Raw genomic sequence first — 17,252 nt, forward strand, 5'->3', positions numbered from 1 at the left:
AGGTGGGCCGGGGAAGTGAATGGCGCGCTGGAGTCCGGCCCGCTGGACGGAGTGTGCTTCCGGGCGCGAGTTCAGGCTCGGACTCGGACCGCGGTGCTCGAGCACCTGGTGGCTTGGCGCCCCAACCCCGCGAAACTACGAGACCTGCGGCGCCAGGCGTGTGCTTCCGCGCGCCAGGTGAGCTCCACGGCGGAGCCTGGCCTGGTGGGGCTTGGTCCGGTGAAAGTGAACGGGCCTGAAAGTGAACAAGCTCGGGAATGAAGCCCGTTCACTTTCTTGGGATTCGCCTCAAAGGGGGGCGTGGGGGGGAAGAGCGCCTGCCGAAGGGACATCTCTCCGAGCGCGGGAGGGTCGCTGGCCCTGGACCAACCTGGACGAACAGCTTCGGGCTTCGCTCAGCCGCCGAGACAGCCGCGCCTTCGAGCTGTCATGGGCCGCCCTATCCTCGTGGGTCACCTGCGCGAAGCGGAGACCCTCTCTGCCGCTCAAGCAGCCCGGGTGCTCAGGAGCGTCAAGGGGCAGCTTCGCCGAAACCTGAACGGTTCTCGCCCGTGCCCCGACTTCCGCGCGCAGGCGAAGGGCAACCGGGCGCAAGTGGCCAGTCCTGCGCGCTCAGGAGTCGCGATCCGTTTGGCCGACCCGGATGCGGTCCGTTGAGCCGGTCCCTGGCATCCAGCAACCAGGGCAGGGAAGCCAGAGGTGCCGAGGTCTCACCCATGCGCCCTGTACCTCCAGTTGAAGCAGGGCCGGCACCCGACTTCAGCCGCCGGACTTCTCCAAAGTCCGGCAGAAGTCCGGCATGAAGTCCGGCAGCAATTTCCGTAACAACTTCATGGGGTTGAGCCACTCTGCCGGACTTGCCGGACTTCAAAGCCACTTTACGTACGCGAGGGAAAATATTTTGGGAGGGAAGCGCGCAGAAAATATTTCCCCGTAGAGGGGCGGGACGGGGGAGGAAGTCCGGCAAGTCCGGCAGGATGGTTTAACCCCTCGTAGTTACAGCGATTTTGGGTGCCGGACTTCAGCGGGGGAAGTCCGGCATGAAGTCCGGCAGTCCGGCAGGAATGCGAGAGTCGGAGGGGAGAATGTAGATGGTGGGGCCACGCACTCTCCTGTTCCCCGTCTTCATCGTCCTGTCTGCCCTCCATCGTGCTGGGACTGGGGCCGCGCGTCGCCGGTGAGAACCTTCTGCTGAGCTGTCCTGGTTCGAGCGAGAGCGGCTTCTGAGGGAGGCGGCGGTCCGTGCCCTTCGGCGCGAAGATGGTCTCGCCCCAGCAGTCCGCACTCGTTCCGAGTCGTCGTCGCCAGCCCCTGTCGTGGCTCGTGGCTTCTCCCCTTGGAGTGCAGCCTGGGAGTCCGAATGTGGAGGGGGACTCCGCTGATGTTCAAGGCAGGGGCATGAGGCCCGCCCAGCAGAGGCCATCGCCGCCCTCATGAAGGAGCGCCCCTCCATGCGGGATGGCCCGCCGCAGCCTCCTCATGGTGCTGCCGGACGCCGGGCAAGCCACCAGGACTCCCGCAAAACCTGAGTACCTGGCGAGTCGGAGGCCCCGGTGGAAATTCGGGCGCGTCAGCATGTCCCCGATTGCGGGCCCCGAGCCTTTGTCCCTGCAGGGACGGAGCGGCTTCTCAGCAGCAGCGGCCACAACCTCCTCCGGCCCCGAGGCACACATGCGTGACGAGAGCGACTCCCCCAGGCCAGTTACCCAGACGCCCAGCCCTGCCCCAGCCCAGTCCTTGAGGGAGGACTGCCGCACGCAGGAGTTGGCGAAGCAGCCCAAGGAGGCCGGGGACGCCTGGCTGAAGCTGGAGAATGACGGAGACAGCGCCGTCGTCGTCTTCCTCGGGGAGCCGCACCCGCGCGACGTGGCTTTCATTGACAACAAGTTCGTCCCCTTCACCCGGAGGCTGAAGGTGGAGGGACACAAGCCCGTGCTGCGATTCACCCACAACGTCGCCCTCTTCGAGACGCGCGAGGTGAAGGTGCTGGAGTACGGGATTGCCTTCTTCAAGGAAGTCCTGCGCATGCGGCACACGTTTGGGCTTGAGACGTGGGCTGTTGAAGTCCAGCGTCACGGGGCCGCGAAGGACTGGTGGCAGACGCGCTACTCCCTGCAGCCCGAGCGCCGCCTGTCCCCGGAGCAGCAGCAGGCCTTCCAGGGGCTGCCGCTTCACGACTTGGCGAGGCTCCGGGTGGACGCGGCGACGCAAGCCGAAGCGGCGCGCCGCGGCGACGCGGGCGCAAGGCCACCCAACGCGCGCCTCGTGCAGTACCTCTCTGACGTACTGAAAACCATGCCGCGCAAGAGGGTGGAGCGCCTCCTCCACCACCACCTCGGAATGCAGCAGGTTGGGGACGTGTCAGCCATGCGCGGCGAGGAGTGGCAAACCTTCGTCGAAGCGGTTGCCGTCGAGTACCGGGCGTTTTGGGAACGAAACTGCTGAGCGCCAGCCCGAGGTGAATTGAGCCTCCAAGCGAGGGCGTGCTGCGAGGCAGCACGTCTACACGTCCCCGGAAAGCAACCCATGCAGGACTCCTTCTCCGCGAGCCGCGGGGACGAGGGGCGCGTTGCCTCTCATGTCCTCGGCCTCCCAACAGTCATTGGGCAGATGCAGCCCGGCGCCATGCTGGCGTGGCGTGCGCGTCAGCCCGTTGTGCGTCGAGGGCTGGACTCCGCGGCGGCGAGGCGCAGCCCCCAGGTGCCTGCGCCATGAGCTTTCGCGCCTTCGTGGAGCAGGTGCGGAGCCGCTCGGACATCACCGACGTCGTCGGCGCCCACGTCGAGTTGCGCCCTTCGGGCAGCACCCTCAAGGGACTCTCACCCTTTCACACCGAAAAGACGCCCTCCTTCGTCGTGTGGCCCACCACGCAGACGTGGCACGACTTCTCCAACGGCGGCAGCCTGGGGGGAGACGTCTTCAACTTCGTCCAGGAGAGGGAGAAGGTTGACTTCAAGGAGGCGGTATTCCGGCTGGCCGAGCGCGCCGGCGTTCCCCCTCCCTCGCCCCATGACGAGTCCCACGCGCGTGAGCTCGAGGCGCTGGTGGAGCGCCGCGACGTCGAGCGACTCCTCACTGCCGCCGCCGACTACTACCACCGCCGCCTGCCCCCCAAACTCCGTGAGGAGTCCTTCAACCAGCACTACGGCTTCACCGACGAGGTGGTGGACAGCTTCAAGCTGGGGTGGGCCGACGGTGGCCTCTTCGCGCACCTGAGAGAGGGTATGGGCGCGAGCCGCGAGGCGGCCCTCAAGACGGGACTCTTCGTCCAACTGCCGGGCGGCCACGTCGAGGACTTCTTCCGGGAGCGCCTCGTCTTCCCATATTGGAAGGATGGCCGCGTCGTCTACTTCATCGCCCGCGCGACGCAATATACGGGCGACGAAGAGTGGGAGAAGGCGAAGTACAAGAAGCTCCTCACCCATTCGGAGCGGCACCCCTACGTCTCGCCCACCGTCCGCAACGACTACTTCTACAACGAGGACGCGGCACGCAAGGCCGACACGCTGCTGATTACGGAAGGCGTCACCGACTGCATCAGCGCCATGCAGGCGGGCATTCCTTGCCTCTCTCCGGCCACGACGCGCTTTCGCAAGCAGGACATTCCTCGGCTGCTGAGGCTCACGCGCGACGCCAGGCGCGTCGTCATTTGCAATGACGCCGAGGCCAGCGGCGCCGGAGAGGCGGGCGCGCGGGAGACTGCCGCAGCCCTCTGGGCCGAGGGCCGCGAGGCGTGCGTCGCCCTGCTTCCACGTCCGCAGGGCGCCGAGAAGGTGGACGTCAACGCGCTTGTTGCGTCGCAGGGCGCCGCGACGCTCCACGAAGTCCTCGGCCGCGCGAGGGCATACCCGGAGTACCTGCTGGATGGCATTCCAGAGAGTGCGCCCAAGGCCGACTTGGACAAGGCGCTGGCGCCCCTCCTGGCCTCATTGCAGCAATGCACGGCAGTCCGAGCCGACGTGGTGCTGGACGCCATTTCGGCGAAGTTTGGCCTCCGGAGGCGGGCACTCAACGCCAACCTCAAGGGGGTGGTGGCGGAGAAGGAGGCGGCGGCCACGGCGCAGCGCCGTGCGTCCGCCGCGTGCCCGGAAATCAACGTGGGCAACCGCCAACTTTGGGCCATTGTCACCGAGGCGCGCCAAGCGGTGGTGCAGGCGAATGCGCGTCGCATGCGGGCTGCCAGCACGCAGGGCTTCGCCAACGAGGCGGCGCCACTCTTTGTGCGAGGCAACGCCCTCGTGCAACTCGCGCAGCCCGAGAAGGAGGCGCCCATTCTCTCGGAGATGACGGAGGCCGCCGTCTACGGAGTCCTCCTCCGGGAGGCGACGTGGGTAGCGGAAGTCGAGGGCGGGCCGCACTCCGTCTTCCCGCCGAAAGACGTCGCGCGGGACTTCCTCGCGTACCCGCCTCCGGGCCTTCCCTCAGTGGAGGCTGTCATTACCACGCCGGTATTCGGACAGGACGGGAAGCTCCTCTTGACGCCTGGGCTGCACCCGGAGGACAGACTCTGGCTGGAGCCCGCTCCTGCGCTTCACCTCGGCGCCGTGTCCGAGCGGCCGACACCCGAGGAGGTTGCCGCCGCACGTGCCCTCTTCTTTGACGACGTCTTCGTGGACTTCCCATTTGCCCACCCCAGCGATAAGGCACATGCCCTCGCCGCCGTCCTCCTCCCCTTCGTCCGGAGGATGATTGAGGGCTGCACCCCCCTCCACGTCGTGGAGGCGCCCGCTGTCGGCTCCGGCAAGGGCCTCTTGTGCGACCTCGTCTCGTGGGTGGCGACGGGCAGGGCGTTCGCCATTGGCACCTTGCCTGAGAATGAAGAGGAGATTCGAAAGACGCTCACCGCCGAGCTCGCCCTGGCGCGCCCCCTCATCCTCCTCGACAACGCCAATGAGAAGGCGACGCTCTCCTCCGCGGCCCTCGCCGCCATGCTGACGAGTACCTCCTGGACGGACCGCCTCCTGGGCAAGACGCAGAAGCTGACGCTGCCCAATACCGCCATGTGGATGCTCACCGGCAACAACCCGAAGCTTTCAAAGGACATTGCCCGTCGCTCCGTGCGCATCCGCATCGACCCCAAGCTGGACAGGGCCTGGACGCGAAGTCGCTTCAAGCATGACCCGATTATCCTCTGGGTGAAGGAGCACCGGAGCGAGTTGGTGCGTGCGGCCCTGACGCTCGTGCAGGCGTGGATTGCCGCGGGGAGGCCCCTGGGGCGCGAGCGGCTGGGCTCCTTCGAGCACTGGGCGGCCGTCATGGGCGGCCTTCTCAATGTGGCTGGAGTGGGAGGCTTCCTCGGCAACCTCGACGAGCTTTATGCGAATGCGGACGTCGAAGGGGAGTCCTGGCGCGAATTCGTGCAGGCCTGGTGGGGCGCGCACGGCGCTGGGGAGGTGCTCGTCTCGAGCCTCAACGAGCTGTGCGAGAAGGACGAGCTGATGCTTCAGGCGCGAGGCGAGGGAGGCTCACGCTCGCAGCAGAGCCGCCTGGGCCGTGCGCTGCAAACGGCGAGGGACAGAGTCTTTGGGGACTTGAGGGTGGTGGTGAGGAACCAGGACCGCAAGAAGCGGACGATGTACGCGCTCCAGAAGTTGGCGGGCGAGCCGGAGGTGAATACAGGCACGGCTGCCGCAGAGGTGGCGGAAGTCGACCCATGGGCGGAGAAGTTGCCCGGCGAGTCCACTGCAGCAACACCGTGAGGACGCGGTGGACGTCCTCGTCGAGCCCCTATGGGAGTTGTGGCTGCGTCGACATGTACAGCCGCAACGACAGGCGCCCGCGTGGAGCGCGGAGGAGAGCGCGCATGGCTGAGCCGCGGACTCTCGACTTGTCTTCTTCTGGGGACAGAGCGTCCATGGTTTTCGCCCGAGGGCCTGCTGCCCGGGGCAAAGGAGACGACACCATGGTGAAGAAGGGGACTGCGCGGGCTGCGCGCCAGCAGTTGGCGGACCTGCCGCAGCAACTGGCTGCGCTGGCCAGCATGTCGGTGCCGGAGCTGGCGGAGAAGTACCAGGAGCTGTACGGCGAGCCCACGCGCAGCCGGAACCGGGACTACCTGAAGAAGCGCCTGGCCTTCCGGATTCAGGAGCTGGCCGAAGGGGGACTCTCCGCGCGCGCTATCGCACGCATCTCGGAGTTGGGCGACAAGCTGCCCGAGCGCTGGCGGATGCGGCAGGTGGAGGAGACGAAGCCCTCCGCGCCGCCTCCTCCATCCGCTCCGGACGGGCGCGCAGCCGCTGCGGATGGGAGCGCAGCCGCTGCTGACGGGCGCGACGCGCGCCTGCCGCCGCCGGGCACGGTGCTGACGCGCGTGTTCAAGGGGGCACAGCACCGGGTGACGGTGCGCGAGGGCGGGATTGAATACGAAGGCCAGCTCCACCGCAGCCTCTCCTTCGTGGCCAAGCTGATTACGGGCACGGCCTGGAATGGCTACAGCTTCTTCGGCCTCAAGGACGGCGGCTCGAAGCAGAAGGCGGTGACGCGATGAGCGGCCCCGCATTCTTCCAGACGCACATGGGGCAGCTCTTCTTCGAGGGGACGGTGCCGCAGATTCTCCGAGAGCTGCGGCGCCTCAACGACAACCTGGAGCGGCTGGTGGCCGTGGCGGAGCAACTCTCCGGGCCGAAGCAGTCTTCGAACGTCGAGCCGGTGCCGCCGACGACAGAGGGAACGGAGGAACCATGAGGAAGAGCAAGCCAGCGCTCTCGGACGCGAAGCGCTGCGCCGTGTACACGCGCAAGTCCACCGCCGCGGGCCTGGAGATGGAGTTCAACTCGCTGGACGCCCAGCGCGAGTCTTGTGTCTCCTACGTGCAACGCCAGCCCGGCTGGACGTTGGTGGATGAAAGCTACGACGACGGTGGCTTCACCGGCGCCAACATGGAGAGGCCCGCCTTCCAGCGGCTGCTGCAGGACGTCGACGCGGGCCGGGTCGACGTCGTGGTGGTGTACAAGGTGGACCGCCTCTCCCGCAGCCTCCTCGACTTCGCGAAAGTCATGGAGCGCCTCAACACAGCGGGCGCTTCCTTCGTCTCGGTGACGCAGAACTTCAGCACGGCGGACGCCATGGGGCGGCTGACGCTGAACATGCTGATGTCCTTCGCCGAGTTCGAGCGGGAAATGATTTCGGAGAGGACGCGGGACAAGGTGGCCGCCGCGCGCCGCAAGGGGCTGTGGACGGGGGGACGCGCTCCGCTGGGCTACGACGTGAAGGACAAGCGCCTCGTGGTGAATGAGTACGAGGCGACGGTGGTGCGGGAGGCCTTCGAGCTGTACCTCCAGCACCAGCAGGCCTCGACGGTGGCGCGCCTCCTCAACGAGGTGGGGCGCAAGACGAAGCGGCACGAGGCCCAGAGCGGTGCCACGCGCGCGGCTCGAAAATGGACGACGCAGGATGTGCTGCGCCTCTTGAGGAGTCCCCTGTACGCAGGCTTCGTGCCGTATGGCGACGAGATGCACCCGGGAGAGCACTCGCCCATCGTGGACAGGGCCACCTTCCATCAAGTGCAGGACATGCTGGAGGGCCGTGGCCCCGGCATCCAGTACCACGGGCGCAACCCTGACTACGTGCTGCGAGGCCTGTTGCGCTGTGGCCTGTGTGGCGAGGCAATGACGCCCGGCAGCACGCGCAAGGGAGCGCGTGAGTACCGCTACTACCGCTGCATCACCCGGGACAAGCAGGGGAAGGAGGGGTGCCGGGCTGCTTCCCTTCCGGCAGCCGCCTTGGAGGACTTCGTCGTCGCGCGGCTGAGGGAGGTTTCGGTAGGTGAGGGCTTCGCGGCACAGGTACACGCCCGCCTCACGGCGCGGATGGAGGAGAAGCACAAGGCCCTACGCGCCGAGCGCGCGCAGCTTCCGAAGGATTTGGGCAAGCGCGCTGGGGAGTCCGGGAAGTGGGTGGACTCCCTCGCCAAACTGGAGGGCCCCGCCCGGCGCCTCCTGGAGGAGAAGCTGACGGCTGCGGAAGAGGAAGTCGCCGGCATGAGGAAGCGACTGGCGGAGGTGGAGCGCGCCCTGGACGCCATGGAGAGGGAGAAGGTGGAGGCGGAGTGGGTGGCCCAGGCCCTGGCGGACTTCGACGCGGTGTGGGACGCCCTGACGGCGACAAACCGTGGGCGCCTGCTGCGAGCCCTCGTTGGCCGGGTGGTGGTGAACGAGGCGACGGGGCAGGTTGACGTCTACCTGTCCCATGCCGGTGAGTCGACAGCGCCCGCGCGCGAGGAGGCGGCAGCGTGAGCGCGAGTCCCGAGTCCCAGCCGGCGGAGGCCGGCCTCGTCAGCGCGCACTTCCACCGCGTGCGTCGCGCGAAGGTGCGCTTCCGAGAGGGGGCGCCACCGTCGCCGCGAGGAGTGGCGCGAAGGCCCGCGCACGTCGCGCGGATGCTGGCGCTGGCGCACCATGTGGAGTCCGTCATTGAGCGGGGACTGGTGGCGAGCGCAGCGGACGTCGCCGGTCAACTGGGCTTTACCCGGGCGCGTGTGACGCACCTGTTGGACTTGCGGTTGCTGGCGCCCGACATCCAGGAGGAGGTGCTGTTTCTCGAGGCCGTCGATGGGGCGGAGCCGCTCAGTGAGCGAGTCCTCCGGGCCATTGCACACGCGGGGACGTGGGAAGCGCAGCGCGAGCGCTGGCGTGAGGTGAAGGCTTCATTCTGAGACAGGAGTCCGAATGTCTGGACTCCCTGGTGTAGCGTGAGTGCAAGAGGCTGTTTGTGGTGGTGAAGAATAGGCGGGCCGGGTGGTCCGCGAGGAAAGCGAGCGAGAGCACATGCAGAACGACATGAAGAGCACCATCCAGGCGGCGGTGGCCGAGGCGGTGGAGAAGACGATGGGCCGGCAATTGGAGCTACTGGCGCGACAACTGGAGCTGCTGGGGAAGATTGCTCAATTCCTGGGCATTGAGTCTGGTCCGGCCCATGCGGCGTCCGCGCCGAAGCGCGCCCCCGTGCCTCCTCCCACGTCGAAGCGCCCGCCCGCGCCCGCGACTGGGCACGCGCCGAAGCGCCCGGCCTCGGTGCCCGTGCGCAAGTGGGTGAAGCAGGAGGCTGCGCCCAAGCCCACGCGGACGAAGGCCGCGCCCCAGAAGCGCCGAGGGCGTCCGCCTGCGGCGGCACGCACGGCGACGGCCGCCGCGCCCAGCTCCAGCGCCGCGACGTCCGTCGCCTACGCCGAGGGGCAGGAGGTGCGCTACAAGCAGGGGCGGGGCAGCTTCTCGGCGAAGGTGACGGCCGTCGACAAGGAGGCGAGGACGGTGACGTTGGCGCGCGTCTCCGACGGTAGGAAGGTAGTGCGCCCCTTCGACAAGGTGATGCCGGCCTGAGTCCGGGCCGCGAAGCGCCCTCGCTGGAGGGCGCTCCTGCGGCAAGTAGGTCGAGCGCGCGAGACGCGCCTTCGCCCGACACACCGCTGATTGAAGGTGCGCCGCGCCCGTCGTCACGGCTCGTCGGGCATGGCCTCGAGCTGCCCCTGGGCGAGGGCGCGGTAGTGGGGGACGACCTCCGCCTTGAGCACGCCCCGCATCTCCTCGCGGGCGCTGCCGAAGTCCCCCTTGTCCTTGTGCTGGTACATCCGGTGCAACGCGTCCATGAGCCTGCGGGAGCCTTCTCGGATGCGCCGGGACTCCTCGCTCAAGAGGCCCAAGGCGCCCTCCTCCGTGGCGAGCGCACTCTCGGCCTCGGTGTCGCTGATGCCCACCTCGGAGGCCGTGCGCTTCAGCAGTGCCTTCACCTCCGTCGTGAGGGCCAGGCGCGTTCCTTCGATGAAGACGCGGCGGGCCAGCTCGCGGATGGGACCCCAATCAACGGTTTCACTCACGAGTCATTTTTCCTTTGGGAGCAGCCCAAACCTGCATGCGAAGCCAGGGCTGGGTTCACTTGCACCCAGGAGAGGGATAGGCGCTCATGGAGCAGCGGCCTGTCTGCTGCGGGTGTCAGAGGGCTTCACAGGTATGCAAGGTCATGTTAATTCGACGGTCGAGTCAACTAGACCTTGCGGTTTTCCGGGGAGGCGCCCGGCGACGCGAATCTCGTTGCCCGTGGGGTCGCGCCCCTTCTTTCAGGAGGATTCACAGCCATGCCGAAGCGTTCGGAAGATGATGTGACGACGGAAGAGTTACCGCCCAGCGTCCCCACCCTGCCTGCACCGAGCGCGGCGCACTTCCTCTTCGAGGTGGGGGGCGTGCGTTACGAGGCGGTGCGGGAACTGGAGGTGCGGCCGAGTGGCGAGCGGCTGCTGAAGGTGGAGCGGCGCGTGGCGGATGGCGCGCTGTCCGGTCTGTGTCTGGTCCGCCGAATTGCCATCCCATCCACGCACATGCAGCGCATGCGGATGATTGAAGAGGTGCAGTTGGCCTTTCGTCTCAACCATCCCAACATCGCTCAAGTCTTCCATATGGAGGTGGATGAGGAGGAGGACGCCCCCTACGCCATCATGGAGTACGTGGGTGGGCCTTCGCTGGAGACGCTGGTGTGCGCGGCTCTGGTGAGAGGGAAGCCCCTCTCGGAGGGCTTCTGCTTGTACGTGGGGGCGGAGGTGGCGGATGCGCTGCACTACGCGCACACGCTCACGTCGGAGAAGGGAGTGCCCCTGGGCATTGTCCACCGCGACGTGAGCCCCCGGCACATCGCCTTGGGCCTCCATGGGGAGGTGAAGGTGCTGGACTTCGGCGCGGCGTACTCGCTGCTGGTGGGGCGGGAGGAGTCGCCGGAGAATCTGCTCCGAGGGGACGTGGCCTATGCCAGCCCCGAATACCTCCGCAAGGAGGGGCTGACGTCGCGCTCTGACGTCTTCAGCCTGGGTGTGTTGCTGGTGGAGACCCTCACGAGCCGACACCTCTTCGAGGTGAGCGACGTCCCGTTGGTGGCGGCGAAGGAGAGCCGGCTCCGCCCGGAGATGCAGCCGTCATTGCCGCTGCAGCAGATGCAGGCCCTCATGGCGACGTTCGGCCCGGACGTCGTCGAGAGGGCGGTGGCCCACCTCAATGAGGACCTCAAGGCGGTGCTGCATACGGCGCTGCGCCTCAACCCCGAGGAGCGCTTCGCGACGGCGGCGGACATGCGGGATGCACTTCGCGGTGTCGCCCACGCCCAGCTTCGCGAGCCCTATGGGCGCGCGGAGGCCGCCAAGGAGGCCTCCCTTGTGGTGTCCGAGGGCGGGGTGCTGCGTGACGTGGTGGAATTCGGCGAGGCCGGCCTCTACCCGGATGGGCTGGAGAAGCACGAACTGGGGCTGCCCAAGAAGGAGTAGGCCGCCGATGCTCTGCTTTCGCGTGCTGCGCAATGGCCGGCACATCACCACCGCGGGGGTGTCGGACTTCGGCGTCGTCAACACCATCCTGTCATGGGTGCGTCGCCCTCACGACGAGAGTCGCGACAACCCGGAGATGACATTCTATGTTGGGGGCTCCACGGGCAGGGAGCACTGCGAGCACCTGAAGTGGTGCTACGCCAAGAACATCCGCGCGGGCGACGTCCTCACAGTGGAGGTGCGTGATGATTTGGAGGCCGACCCTCCGAAGGAGAGATACCTCGACGAGGAGGCGGGGCTGGACGATGTAGCCCGCCTCCAACTGAGGAAGAAGGGCCTGGAGGCGCAACTCGCCGAAGTGAATGACGAGTTGGCGGAGCGCGGCGCGGCGCGGCGTAGCGGAGTGCCTCCCCCCTTCGGACGGGGAGGCGCTCCGCAAACGCCGGGGTCCGCTCGGGTTGAGGGCGAGTGCTCTGGTGCAGGGCCCCGAGGCATGGGGCTCTGCTCGCCAGGCCTGCTCCCTGCTCGGAGGCGCCGGATCGCTGGCCGCAAGCCGCGTGGCGCTGGGAGAGGGCGGTGCGAGCCGTTTGGCGGCGCTCCTCCGGCCAGGGAGCTGCTTCAGCGGGCCAGCTCAGTGGCGACATGGACGAGGGCGTCCAGCTTTCCCGCGTCGAGCTTCCGCGCGACGAAGATGAGTCGGCGCAAGGTGGTGTCATCCTCCGGCCGAGCCCGTGCTCCGCTGGTCGAGGATTCGGTAAGGCCCATCATGTCCTCGGGGGAGACCATCAACTCGATGCACAACTTCTTCAGCGTCTCGACGCTGGGAATCATGTGTCCGCGCTCAACACGGCTGTAGACGGCAGAGGCCATCCCCACGCGCTCCGCGACTTGGACCTGCGTCAGGCTCATCTGCTCCCGGGCGAGGCGGGCGATAGCGCCAAGGTGCGTTGCAAGCTGTTTGTTCATAGGTACAAGGGAGTATACCTGAATTGCTAGTTGTCAAGGGAGCACTATTCCATCAGCGCACGCCCGACAGGAGCTGAATGAGAGCGAGGGCCTGGTGCGCGCTCAACTTGTGCACACGGCGTCGCAGGGCGTCCTTGGCAGCGGCGGCGACATCCGGTGGCATCGCGGTGTGGAAGCCCAGCAACTCGTTGGGGGTGGCGTTGAGGGCGGTGCACAGGCGGTAGAGCGTCACGATGCTGGGGAGCATGAGTCCTCGCTCGAGCCGGCTGTAGGCATTGCGGGAGATGGAGATGACCTTGGCCACCTCTGACTGGTTCAGGCCGACACGAAGGCGGGCCGTGCGCAGGGTGTCGCCGATGATGGCGGGCAAGGGACGGGAGGGCGGCTTCGGAGGAGCGAAGACGCGGATGTCCGGGGGGATATGCATTCCGAACAAACTGTACCTGATTGTCTAGTCAACTTCACCTTGTGAGATGGCTCGGTGTCATCGTTGGCGGGTGGTTGGAGGTGGGAGAAGACTTCGCGCGATTTCCCCGGGCTTCTGGTACCGTGGAGCGGCGTCGGGGAGGGAGCTGCATGCGCGTGGCCGCAGTCCTGCTGTCCTACAGAGTCGCCAGGAGGAAGTCGCCATGAGGGACAACGGCCCCCCGGCCGTGCTGTCCCCCGGGGACGTGGTGATGGGCTACACGGTGGTGCGGCACCTGGACCAGGGCGGCTTCGGCACCGTGTATCTCGCGACGAACGACGGGCAGCCCTGCGCCTTGAAGGTTGTGGAGCGGCAGCGCGTCGAGGGGCGGGTCGAGAGAGAAATCGCCATTCTCGTGAGCTTGAAGCACCCCAACGTGGTGGGGATTCGGGGCTTCTCCTACTGGCAGGCATGGGAGCGTGAGTTCGCCCTCATCGCCATGGAGTACGTGGACGGACGGAAGCTGAGCACCTGGGTGAAGGAGGAGAATCCCTCGGCCCGGCAGATTGCGAAGGTGACGCTCGACGTGGCGCGGGCGCTGGCGGCCTCGCACGCGGCAGGAGTGGTGCACCGGGACGTGAAGGACGCCAACGTCATGGTGCGCGGCGCGGACGGCCCGGCGGTGCTGGTGGACTACGGCATCGGGGACTACAAGGGAGCGCCCGGCGTCACCCAGTCCCTGCTGCCGCCGGGGACGATGGAGTACCGGCCCCCCGAAGCCTGGCTCTTCCTGCAGAAGCACCTCGGCCATAGAGGCTTCCGCTACGTGTCCGCCCCCTCGGACGACGTGTGGGCCCTGGGAAACGTCCTCTACCGCCTCCTGACCGCGAGGCTGCCCTTCGACGTGGGGTCGGAGGAGGACTACATCAGGAGTGTCATTGGCACGTCGCCTGTGCCCCCTCACCACGTCAACCGCTTCGTCCCGGAGCCGCTGGCCATTTTGTGCATGCGGCTGCTGGAGAAGGACCCTGCTGCACGTCCCGACGCGAGCGCTGTCTGTACGGCCCTGGAACAGCTCCTGTCCCAGGCGGAAGGCGAGGCGTGGGACACTCCCTTGTTCGACGCGTATGGCCCGAACTCGGCCACCACCGAGGGCGAGGTGGACAAGCTGGCTCGTTGGGCGAAGCGGCCCCTGCGCCAGATGCGCCGTGGCAAGGCTCCGGGGCCGGAGCTGCCGGGGGCGGGCCCGCCCGCGGATCTGCTGCCCCAGGCCTCTCCAGTGGCGGCTGCGCGGCCCGTGGATGCGCAGCTGCCGGGCCTGGTGCTGGAGGAGGGGATGGCGGCGGAATCCGCGCAAGCGGCGCCTGTGGCCCCCGTCGTCGAGGTGGGGCGGCGCTCGTTCCTCGCGCGACTCCGGCTGGGGCGTGTGCTGGGCGCGGGGCTGCTGGCCATGGCCCTCGCGTCTGGGGCGTACTTCTCACAGCGGACGGCTTCACCGCAGCCGCAGGCCGTCCCCGGCCAAGAAGTAGCGCCATATACAAAGAAACCTCAAGCTGCCCCGGCCGCAGCTCCCACCGGGCCGGAGGCAACACCTGCGGCCGTCGCGCCTCCCGCGATGCTTCCCGAGGTGACTGCCACCGTGACGACGAAGAAGAGTGACACCCCGACCTCCCCGCCGCCTGCCAAGAAGGCCACGAGGAGCGTTGGCCCTGCCCTGGCGACGACGGCCCTATGTGGCTTGCTGGCCTGCTCGGGCCCCCAGGTGCGCCCCGCTCCGGATCCCGAACTGTGCCCAGCAGGCGCCACCAAGGGCATGAAGATGCTGGGCATGGGGCTTGGGGATGAGGAGGGGGCGAGCTTCGTCAAGGGAGAAGAAAAGTACGTAACGGTGAAGGACGGCACTGCTCAGATCATCCTAGGTTCGGACAAGGCCACTCTGTCTGGGCGACTCATTATTGCCGACCGCGTCTATGTCCGACTGACTCGGGCGCGATTTCGCGGAGAGAGCTTCCCCGTGTGCTTGGAGGTACAGGACGGCACTCGTAACCGCGGACTAGAGATAGAGGGCGGCGGAGGGGATACCGGTAAGGCACGCGTGTACTCTGCCGTTTGGGTCAAGGCAGTGAGTGAGTTTGAATGACCTGCCGCTGTTTGGCAGACGCTCATGAGCCGCCAGGGGCGTCGCTGCTGGCTTGGGCCAGGAGAAATGTCGAGTGCATCATTCAGTGTCGGCCGTTCTGCTTTTCCTACTCCTCGCAGGCGAGGGGACAGCTCTGGCGCAGTCGCCCCCGGCTACAGCGGGGCTGAGCGTTCGCCGAATCGAGCTGGTCTCGGATGATGCTCAGCCAGCGGCTGAAGTCGCGGTGAGCCCAGGGCTCTCGACGGTGTTCATCTTCGATTCGGAGGTGAGTCGAGAAGGGCTGACGCTCGAAGGACGCGAGCGCTTCGCGGTGGTGGACGCTGGGCTCACCACCTTGCGTCTGGTCCCGTCCGAGAAAATCTCGGCGGGAGAGCGGCTCAAGTTGACGGTACGGTTTCTGGACGGAGCGGCCCCGGCGAGCGCGACGGTTGTCCTGGTCGCGCACCCTGCACGGTCAGAAGCGCTCATCGAGGTCTATCGGCGCAAGAGGAGCGTCGAGACATACCAGGAGGAAGTCCGTCAGGCGCGCATCGAGGCTGAGCAATGCCGAGAGGAGAATGAGCGCCTGCGCGCGGAGCGAAGTGCTCCTGATGGGCTGACGGGACTCATATCGACGGAAGTCCTCAGCAAGCGAGGCGTTGACTTCCGCGAGGTGACAAAGGCTGTAACCCAGGCCCCAGGAGGGGCAGCAAGCAAACACAATGTCTATGCATATCGCGCAGCCCGTAGGGTAGCTGTCGAGGCCACGCTCAAATATGTAGGGGACGCTCAGCCCTGGACCGCAGTGGGGGCGACGCTCCGGGGCAAGACCAACGACGAGCTGAAGGTCCTTCGAGTGTGGCAGTCGGGTCCCGTGGCCTCCGGTTCGTCGGTCCAGCGAGTGGTGGTAGAGGCTGAAGCCGCGTCCGAGTCCCCCCTGGGGAGCTACACGCTCAAGCTCTGGGATGCAGATATGCGCCGCACCATCACCCTGAGCAACGTCTCCTTCCCTTAACCCTACGAGCACTGCCTCCACGCCCTCTCGTGAGTTGCCGGCGTTTGGGGGCTTGTGCGGAATGCTAATCCAGGGTCAAATGGACTATACCTATTGGTCTAGTCCATTCTGGCGTGCCCTGGAGGGCGATGTGTTCCCCACTGTGCTGGAGCGTGTGCGCGCGACTGCGCGCTTCCTGGGTGGCCGCGAGGAGCGCCTGGACGGCGACGCTCCTGAGCCACCTTCATGAATCCGCTTCAAAGTAGGCGCTGGGCTCTCGCACCGCGCAGAGACTCCCCCGCACCGCCACGTGAGGCGCGTGCTGACGGTCGTCCTGCGCCGAGGAGCTGTCTGCGTTTCGTCGGGCTGCATGCCTGACGCCCGCTGAGGAATTCTTCCTCAGTCATCCCTATTCGCGCGTTTGGAATCATGAGCGGAGCCAGGCCTTCCTGGTGCCGTGGCGAGACACGTCTGTCTGCTGTTGGGACGGGGCCGGGCTTCCTGGCGCCGTGACGTGACACGTCTGCCTCTCGCTTGGCTCGGCCGGCCTGCCGGCGACTCCCGCAATGCAATGCATTCACCCCTCAGCCCGGCGCCCTGTCGGACTGAACGGGAAGCCTCTGTCCATTGTCCCGCCGTCGGGGCCTTCAAAGGAGACGTTGATGTCCATGCGCTGGGCCGTCGTGTTGCTGTTGGTGTTACCCGGAGTGGGGTGGGCGGAGGAGATTGCCTATGAAGACGACCTGGCGAAGGTCGAGGACGACACCGTTCTCCTTGAGCCAGAGGTGGACGAGCAGCTCGAGCCCTCCATGGACGAGGGTGACGCCCTGGTCGAGGAGGAGCCGGCCTCGTCTGGCTCGGGCTCTGGCTGGGCGAACCGGCTGAGCCTGGAGACCACGACATGGGCGCTTCTGCCGCGGAGAGGGGCGGGGACGGACGAAGGCTTCCTGCAGGTGCATCCACGGCTGGAGGTCGTCAAGCCAGGCCTGCTCCAACTCGAGCTGGGCGCTCCGGTGCGATTGCGCATGTGGGGTGGAGAGGCGGGCGCCAGTCTGGTGCGCAAGGAGGACTGGGACGAGCTCTCCGACTGGGGCCAGCTGGTCCAGAATCTGATGGTGGGCGGCGACGCGCCGAACTTCGTGTGGGTGGGAGCCCTGGAGTCGTACACGCTGCTGTCCGGGCACCTGGTGCGCCGCTACAACAACCGGGGCAACCCCAACTACAACCCAGCCGGCGCGGTGGTGACGGGGATGCTGAGGCCCCTCTACGTCGAGGCCTTCGCCTCGGATGTGCTGGGCGCGCGGCTGATGGGGGCGGAAGTCGTGCTGGACGTGCAGCACATCCTCATGGGCCGCCAGCCGTACCCCATGAAATACATGCTGGCGCTGTCCGCGGTGCATGACTGGGGCAAGGCGGGAGGGACGTCGGAGCCGATGACGCTGGCCCACCTCGACGGGACGGCCATCCTCGTGAGCCGCCGCAAGGGGCAAGGCGGCTTCGAGCTGCAGGCGAACGCGGGCTGGGG

13 protein-coding genes and 1 pseudogene are annotated in these 17,252 nt (G+C 67.1%); 11 read left to right on the forward strand and 3 right to left on the reverse strand.

Annotated elements, in window-relative coordinates; all coding sequences use genetic code 11:
- The first annotated feature begins 1,671 nt into the window (after positions 1-1,671).
- The 7 genes from FJV41_RS37845 to FJV41_RS37875 all read left to right on the forward strand — a co-directional run bounded on the left by FJV41_RS37845 (position 1,672) and on the right by FJV41_RS37875 (position 9,317).
- Positions 1,672-2,445, forward strand: a complete 774-nt coding sequence (locus tag FJV41_RS37845; protein WP_246137670.1) for a hypothetical protein — start codon at positions 1,672-1,674, stop codon at positions 2,443-2,445.
- A 266-nt stretch (positions 2,446-2,711) separates the two neighbouring features.
- On the forward strand, positions 2,712-5,699 hold the full coding sequence (locus tag FJV41_RS37850; RefSeq protein WP_141647479.1) for a CHC2 zinc finger domain-containing protein: 2,988 nt from the start codon (positions 2,712-2,714) through the stop codon (positions 5,697-5,699).
- Positions 5,700-5,902: 203 nt separating this feature from the next.
- Positions 5,903-6,487: a DUF2924 domain-containing protein gene (locus FJV41_RS37855; RefSeq protein WP_141647480.1), complete on the forward strand. Its 585-nt coding sequence runs from the start codon at positions 5,903-5,905 to the stop codon at positions 6,485-6,487.
- Complete coding sequence (locus FJV41_RS37860; protein ID WP_141647481.1) at positions 6,484-6,684, forward strand: hypothetical protein; 201 nt, start codon at positions 6,484-6,486, stop codon at positions 6,682-6,684. The genes FJV41_RS37855 and FJV41_RS37860 overlap by 4 nt, the downstream gene beginning before the upstream one ends.
- Positions 6,681-8,234 (forward strand): recombinase family protein, encoded by a 1,554-nt coding sequence (locus FJV41_RS37865; RefSeq protein ID WP_141647482.1) that lies wholly within the window; start codon positions 6,681-6,683, stop codon positions 8,232-8,234. Before FJV41_RS37860 ends, FJV41_RS37865 begins: the two co-directional genes overlap by 4 nt.
- A complete protein-coding gene (locus FJV41_RS37870) occupies positions 8,231-8,653 on the forward strand; it encodes a hypothetical protein (protein WP_141647483.1) in 423 nt (140 codons plus the stop codon). Before FJV41_RS37865 ends, FJV41_RS37870 begins: the two co-directional genes overlap by 4 nt.
- Positions 8,654-8,765: 112 nt before the next feature.
- Positions 8,766-9,317: a PspA gene (locus tag FJV41_RS37875; protein ID WP_141647484.1), complete on the forward strand. Its 552-nt coding sequence runs from the start codon at positions 8,766-8,768 to the stop codon at positions 9,315-9,317.
- 113 nt (positions 9,318-9,430) lie between these two features.
- On the opposite strand, the gene FJV41_RS37880 is transcribed toward FJV41_RS37875, so the two are convergent.
- The gene (locus FJV41_RS37880) at positions 9,431-9,811 is read right to left on the reverse strand and encodes a DUSAM domain-containing protein (protein ID WP_141647485.1); all 381 of its coding nucleotides are present in this window, start codon (positions 9,809-9,811) and stop codon (positions 9,431-9,433) included.
- A gap of 258 nt (positions 9,812-10,069) precedes the next feature.
- Here FJV41_RS37880 and FJV41_RS37885 point away from each other — a divergent pair, with 258 nt between their 5' ends.
- The gene (locus tag FJV41_RS37885) at positions 10,070-11,242 is read left to right on the forward strand and encodes a serine/threonine-protein kinase (RefSeq protein WP_141647486.1); all 1,173 of its coding nucleotides are present in this window, start codon (positions 10,070-10,072) and stop codon (positions 11,240-11,242) included.
- Positions 11,243-11,860: 618 nt separating this feature from the next.
- Here the strand turns inward: FJV41_RS37885 and FJV41_RS37895 are convergent.
- Both FJV41_RS37895 and FJV41_RS37900 read right to left on the reverse strand, forming a co-directional pair.
- Positions 11,861-12,208, reverse strand: coding sequence for a helix-turn-helix domain-containing protein (locus FJV41_RS37895; RefSeq protein WP_141647487.1), 348 nt, complete (start codon positions 12,206-12,208; stop codon positions 11,861-11,863).
- 52 nt (positions 12,209-12,260) lie between these two features.
- Complete coding sequence (locus tag FJV41_RS37900) at positions 12,261-12,635, reverse strand: helix-turn-helix domain-containing protein (protein WP_141647488.1); 375 nt, start codon at positions 12,633-12,635, stop codon at positions 12,261-12,263.
- 202 nt (positions 12,636-12,837) lie between these two features.
- Here FJV41_RS37900 and FJV41_RS37905 point away from each other — a divergent pair, with 202 nt between their 5' ends.
- The 3 genes and pseudogenes from FJV41_RS37905 to FJV41_RS37915 all read left to right on the forward strand — a co-directional run.
- The gene (locus FJV41_RS37905) at positions 12,838-14,754 is read left to right on the forward strand and encodes a serine/threonine protein kinase (protein ID WP_141647489.1); all 1,917 of its coding nucleotides are present in this window, start codon (positions 12,838-12,840) and stop codon (positions 14,752-14,754) included.
- A 73-nt stretch (positions 14,755-14,827) separates the two neighbouring features.
- Positions 14,828-15,748: a DUF2381 family protein gene (locus FJV41_RS37910; protein ID WP_141647490.1), complete on the forward strand. Its 921-nt coding sequence runs from the start codon at positions 14,828-14,830 to the stop codon at positions 15,746-15,748.
- 641 nt (positions 15,749-16,389) lie between these two features.
- Positions 16,390-17,252: pseudogene (locus tag FJV41_RS37915) on the forward strand (hypothetical protein); the annotation flags it as partial.

The sequence above is a fragment of the Myxococcus llanfairpwllgwyngyllgogerychwyrndrobwllllantysiliogogogochensis genome (genome assembly GCF_006636215.1).
GTDB lineage: Bacteria > Myxococcota > Myxococcia > Myxococcales > Myxococcaceae > Myxococcus > Myxococcus llanfairpwllgwyngyllgogerychwyrndrobwllllantysiliogogogochensis.

Bases quoted from the DNA above. Each gene is read 5' to 3' on its own strand.
- FJV41_RS37885 (WP_141647486.1), top strand. From the start codon at position 10,070: ATGCCGAAGCGTTCGGAAGATGATGTGACGACGGAAGAGTTACCGCCC.
- FJV41_RS37855 (WP_141647480.1), top strand. From the start codon at position 5,903: ATGGTGAAGAAGGGGACTGCGCGGGCTGCGCGCCAGCAGTTGGCGGAC.
- FJV41_RS37845 (WP_246137670.1), top strand. From the start codon at position 1,672: ATGCGTGACGAGAGCGACTCCCCCAGGCCAGTTACCCAGACGCCCAGC.
- FJV41_RS37850 (WP_141647479.1), top strand. From the start codon at position 2,712: ATGAGCTTTCGCGCCTTCGTGGAGCAGGTGCGGAGCCGCTCGGACATC.
- FJV41_RS37860 (WP_141647481.1), top strand. From the start codon at position 6,484: ATGAGCGGCCCCGCATTCTTCCAGACGCACATGGGGCAGCTCTTCTTC.
- FJV41_RS37875 (WP_141647484.1), top strand. From the start codon at position 8,766: ATGCAGAACGACATGAAGAGCACCATCCAGGCGGCGGTGGCCGAGGCG.
- FJV41_RS37865 (WP_141647482.1), top strand. From the start codon at position 6,681: ATGAGGAAGAGCAAGCCAGCGCTCTCGGACGCGAAGCGCTGCGCCGTG.
- FJV41_RS37895 (WP_141647487.1), bottom strand. From the start codon at position 12,208: ATGAACAAACAGCTTGCAACGCACCTTGGCGCTATCGCCCGCCTCGCC.
- FJV41_RS37905 (WP_141647489.1), top strand. From the start codon at position 12,838: ATGAGGGACAACGGCCCCCCGGCCGTGCTGTCCCCCGGGGACGTGGTG.
- FJV41_RS37900 (WP_141647488.1), bottom strand. From the start codon at position 12,635: ATGCATATCCCCCCGGACATCCGCGTCTTCGCTCCTCCGAAGCCGCCC.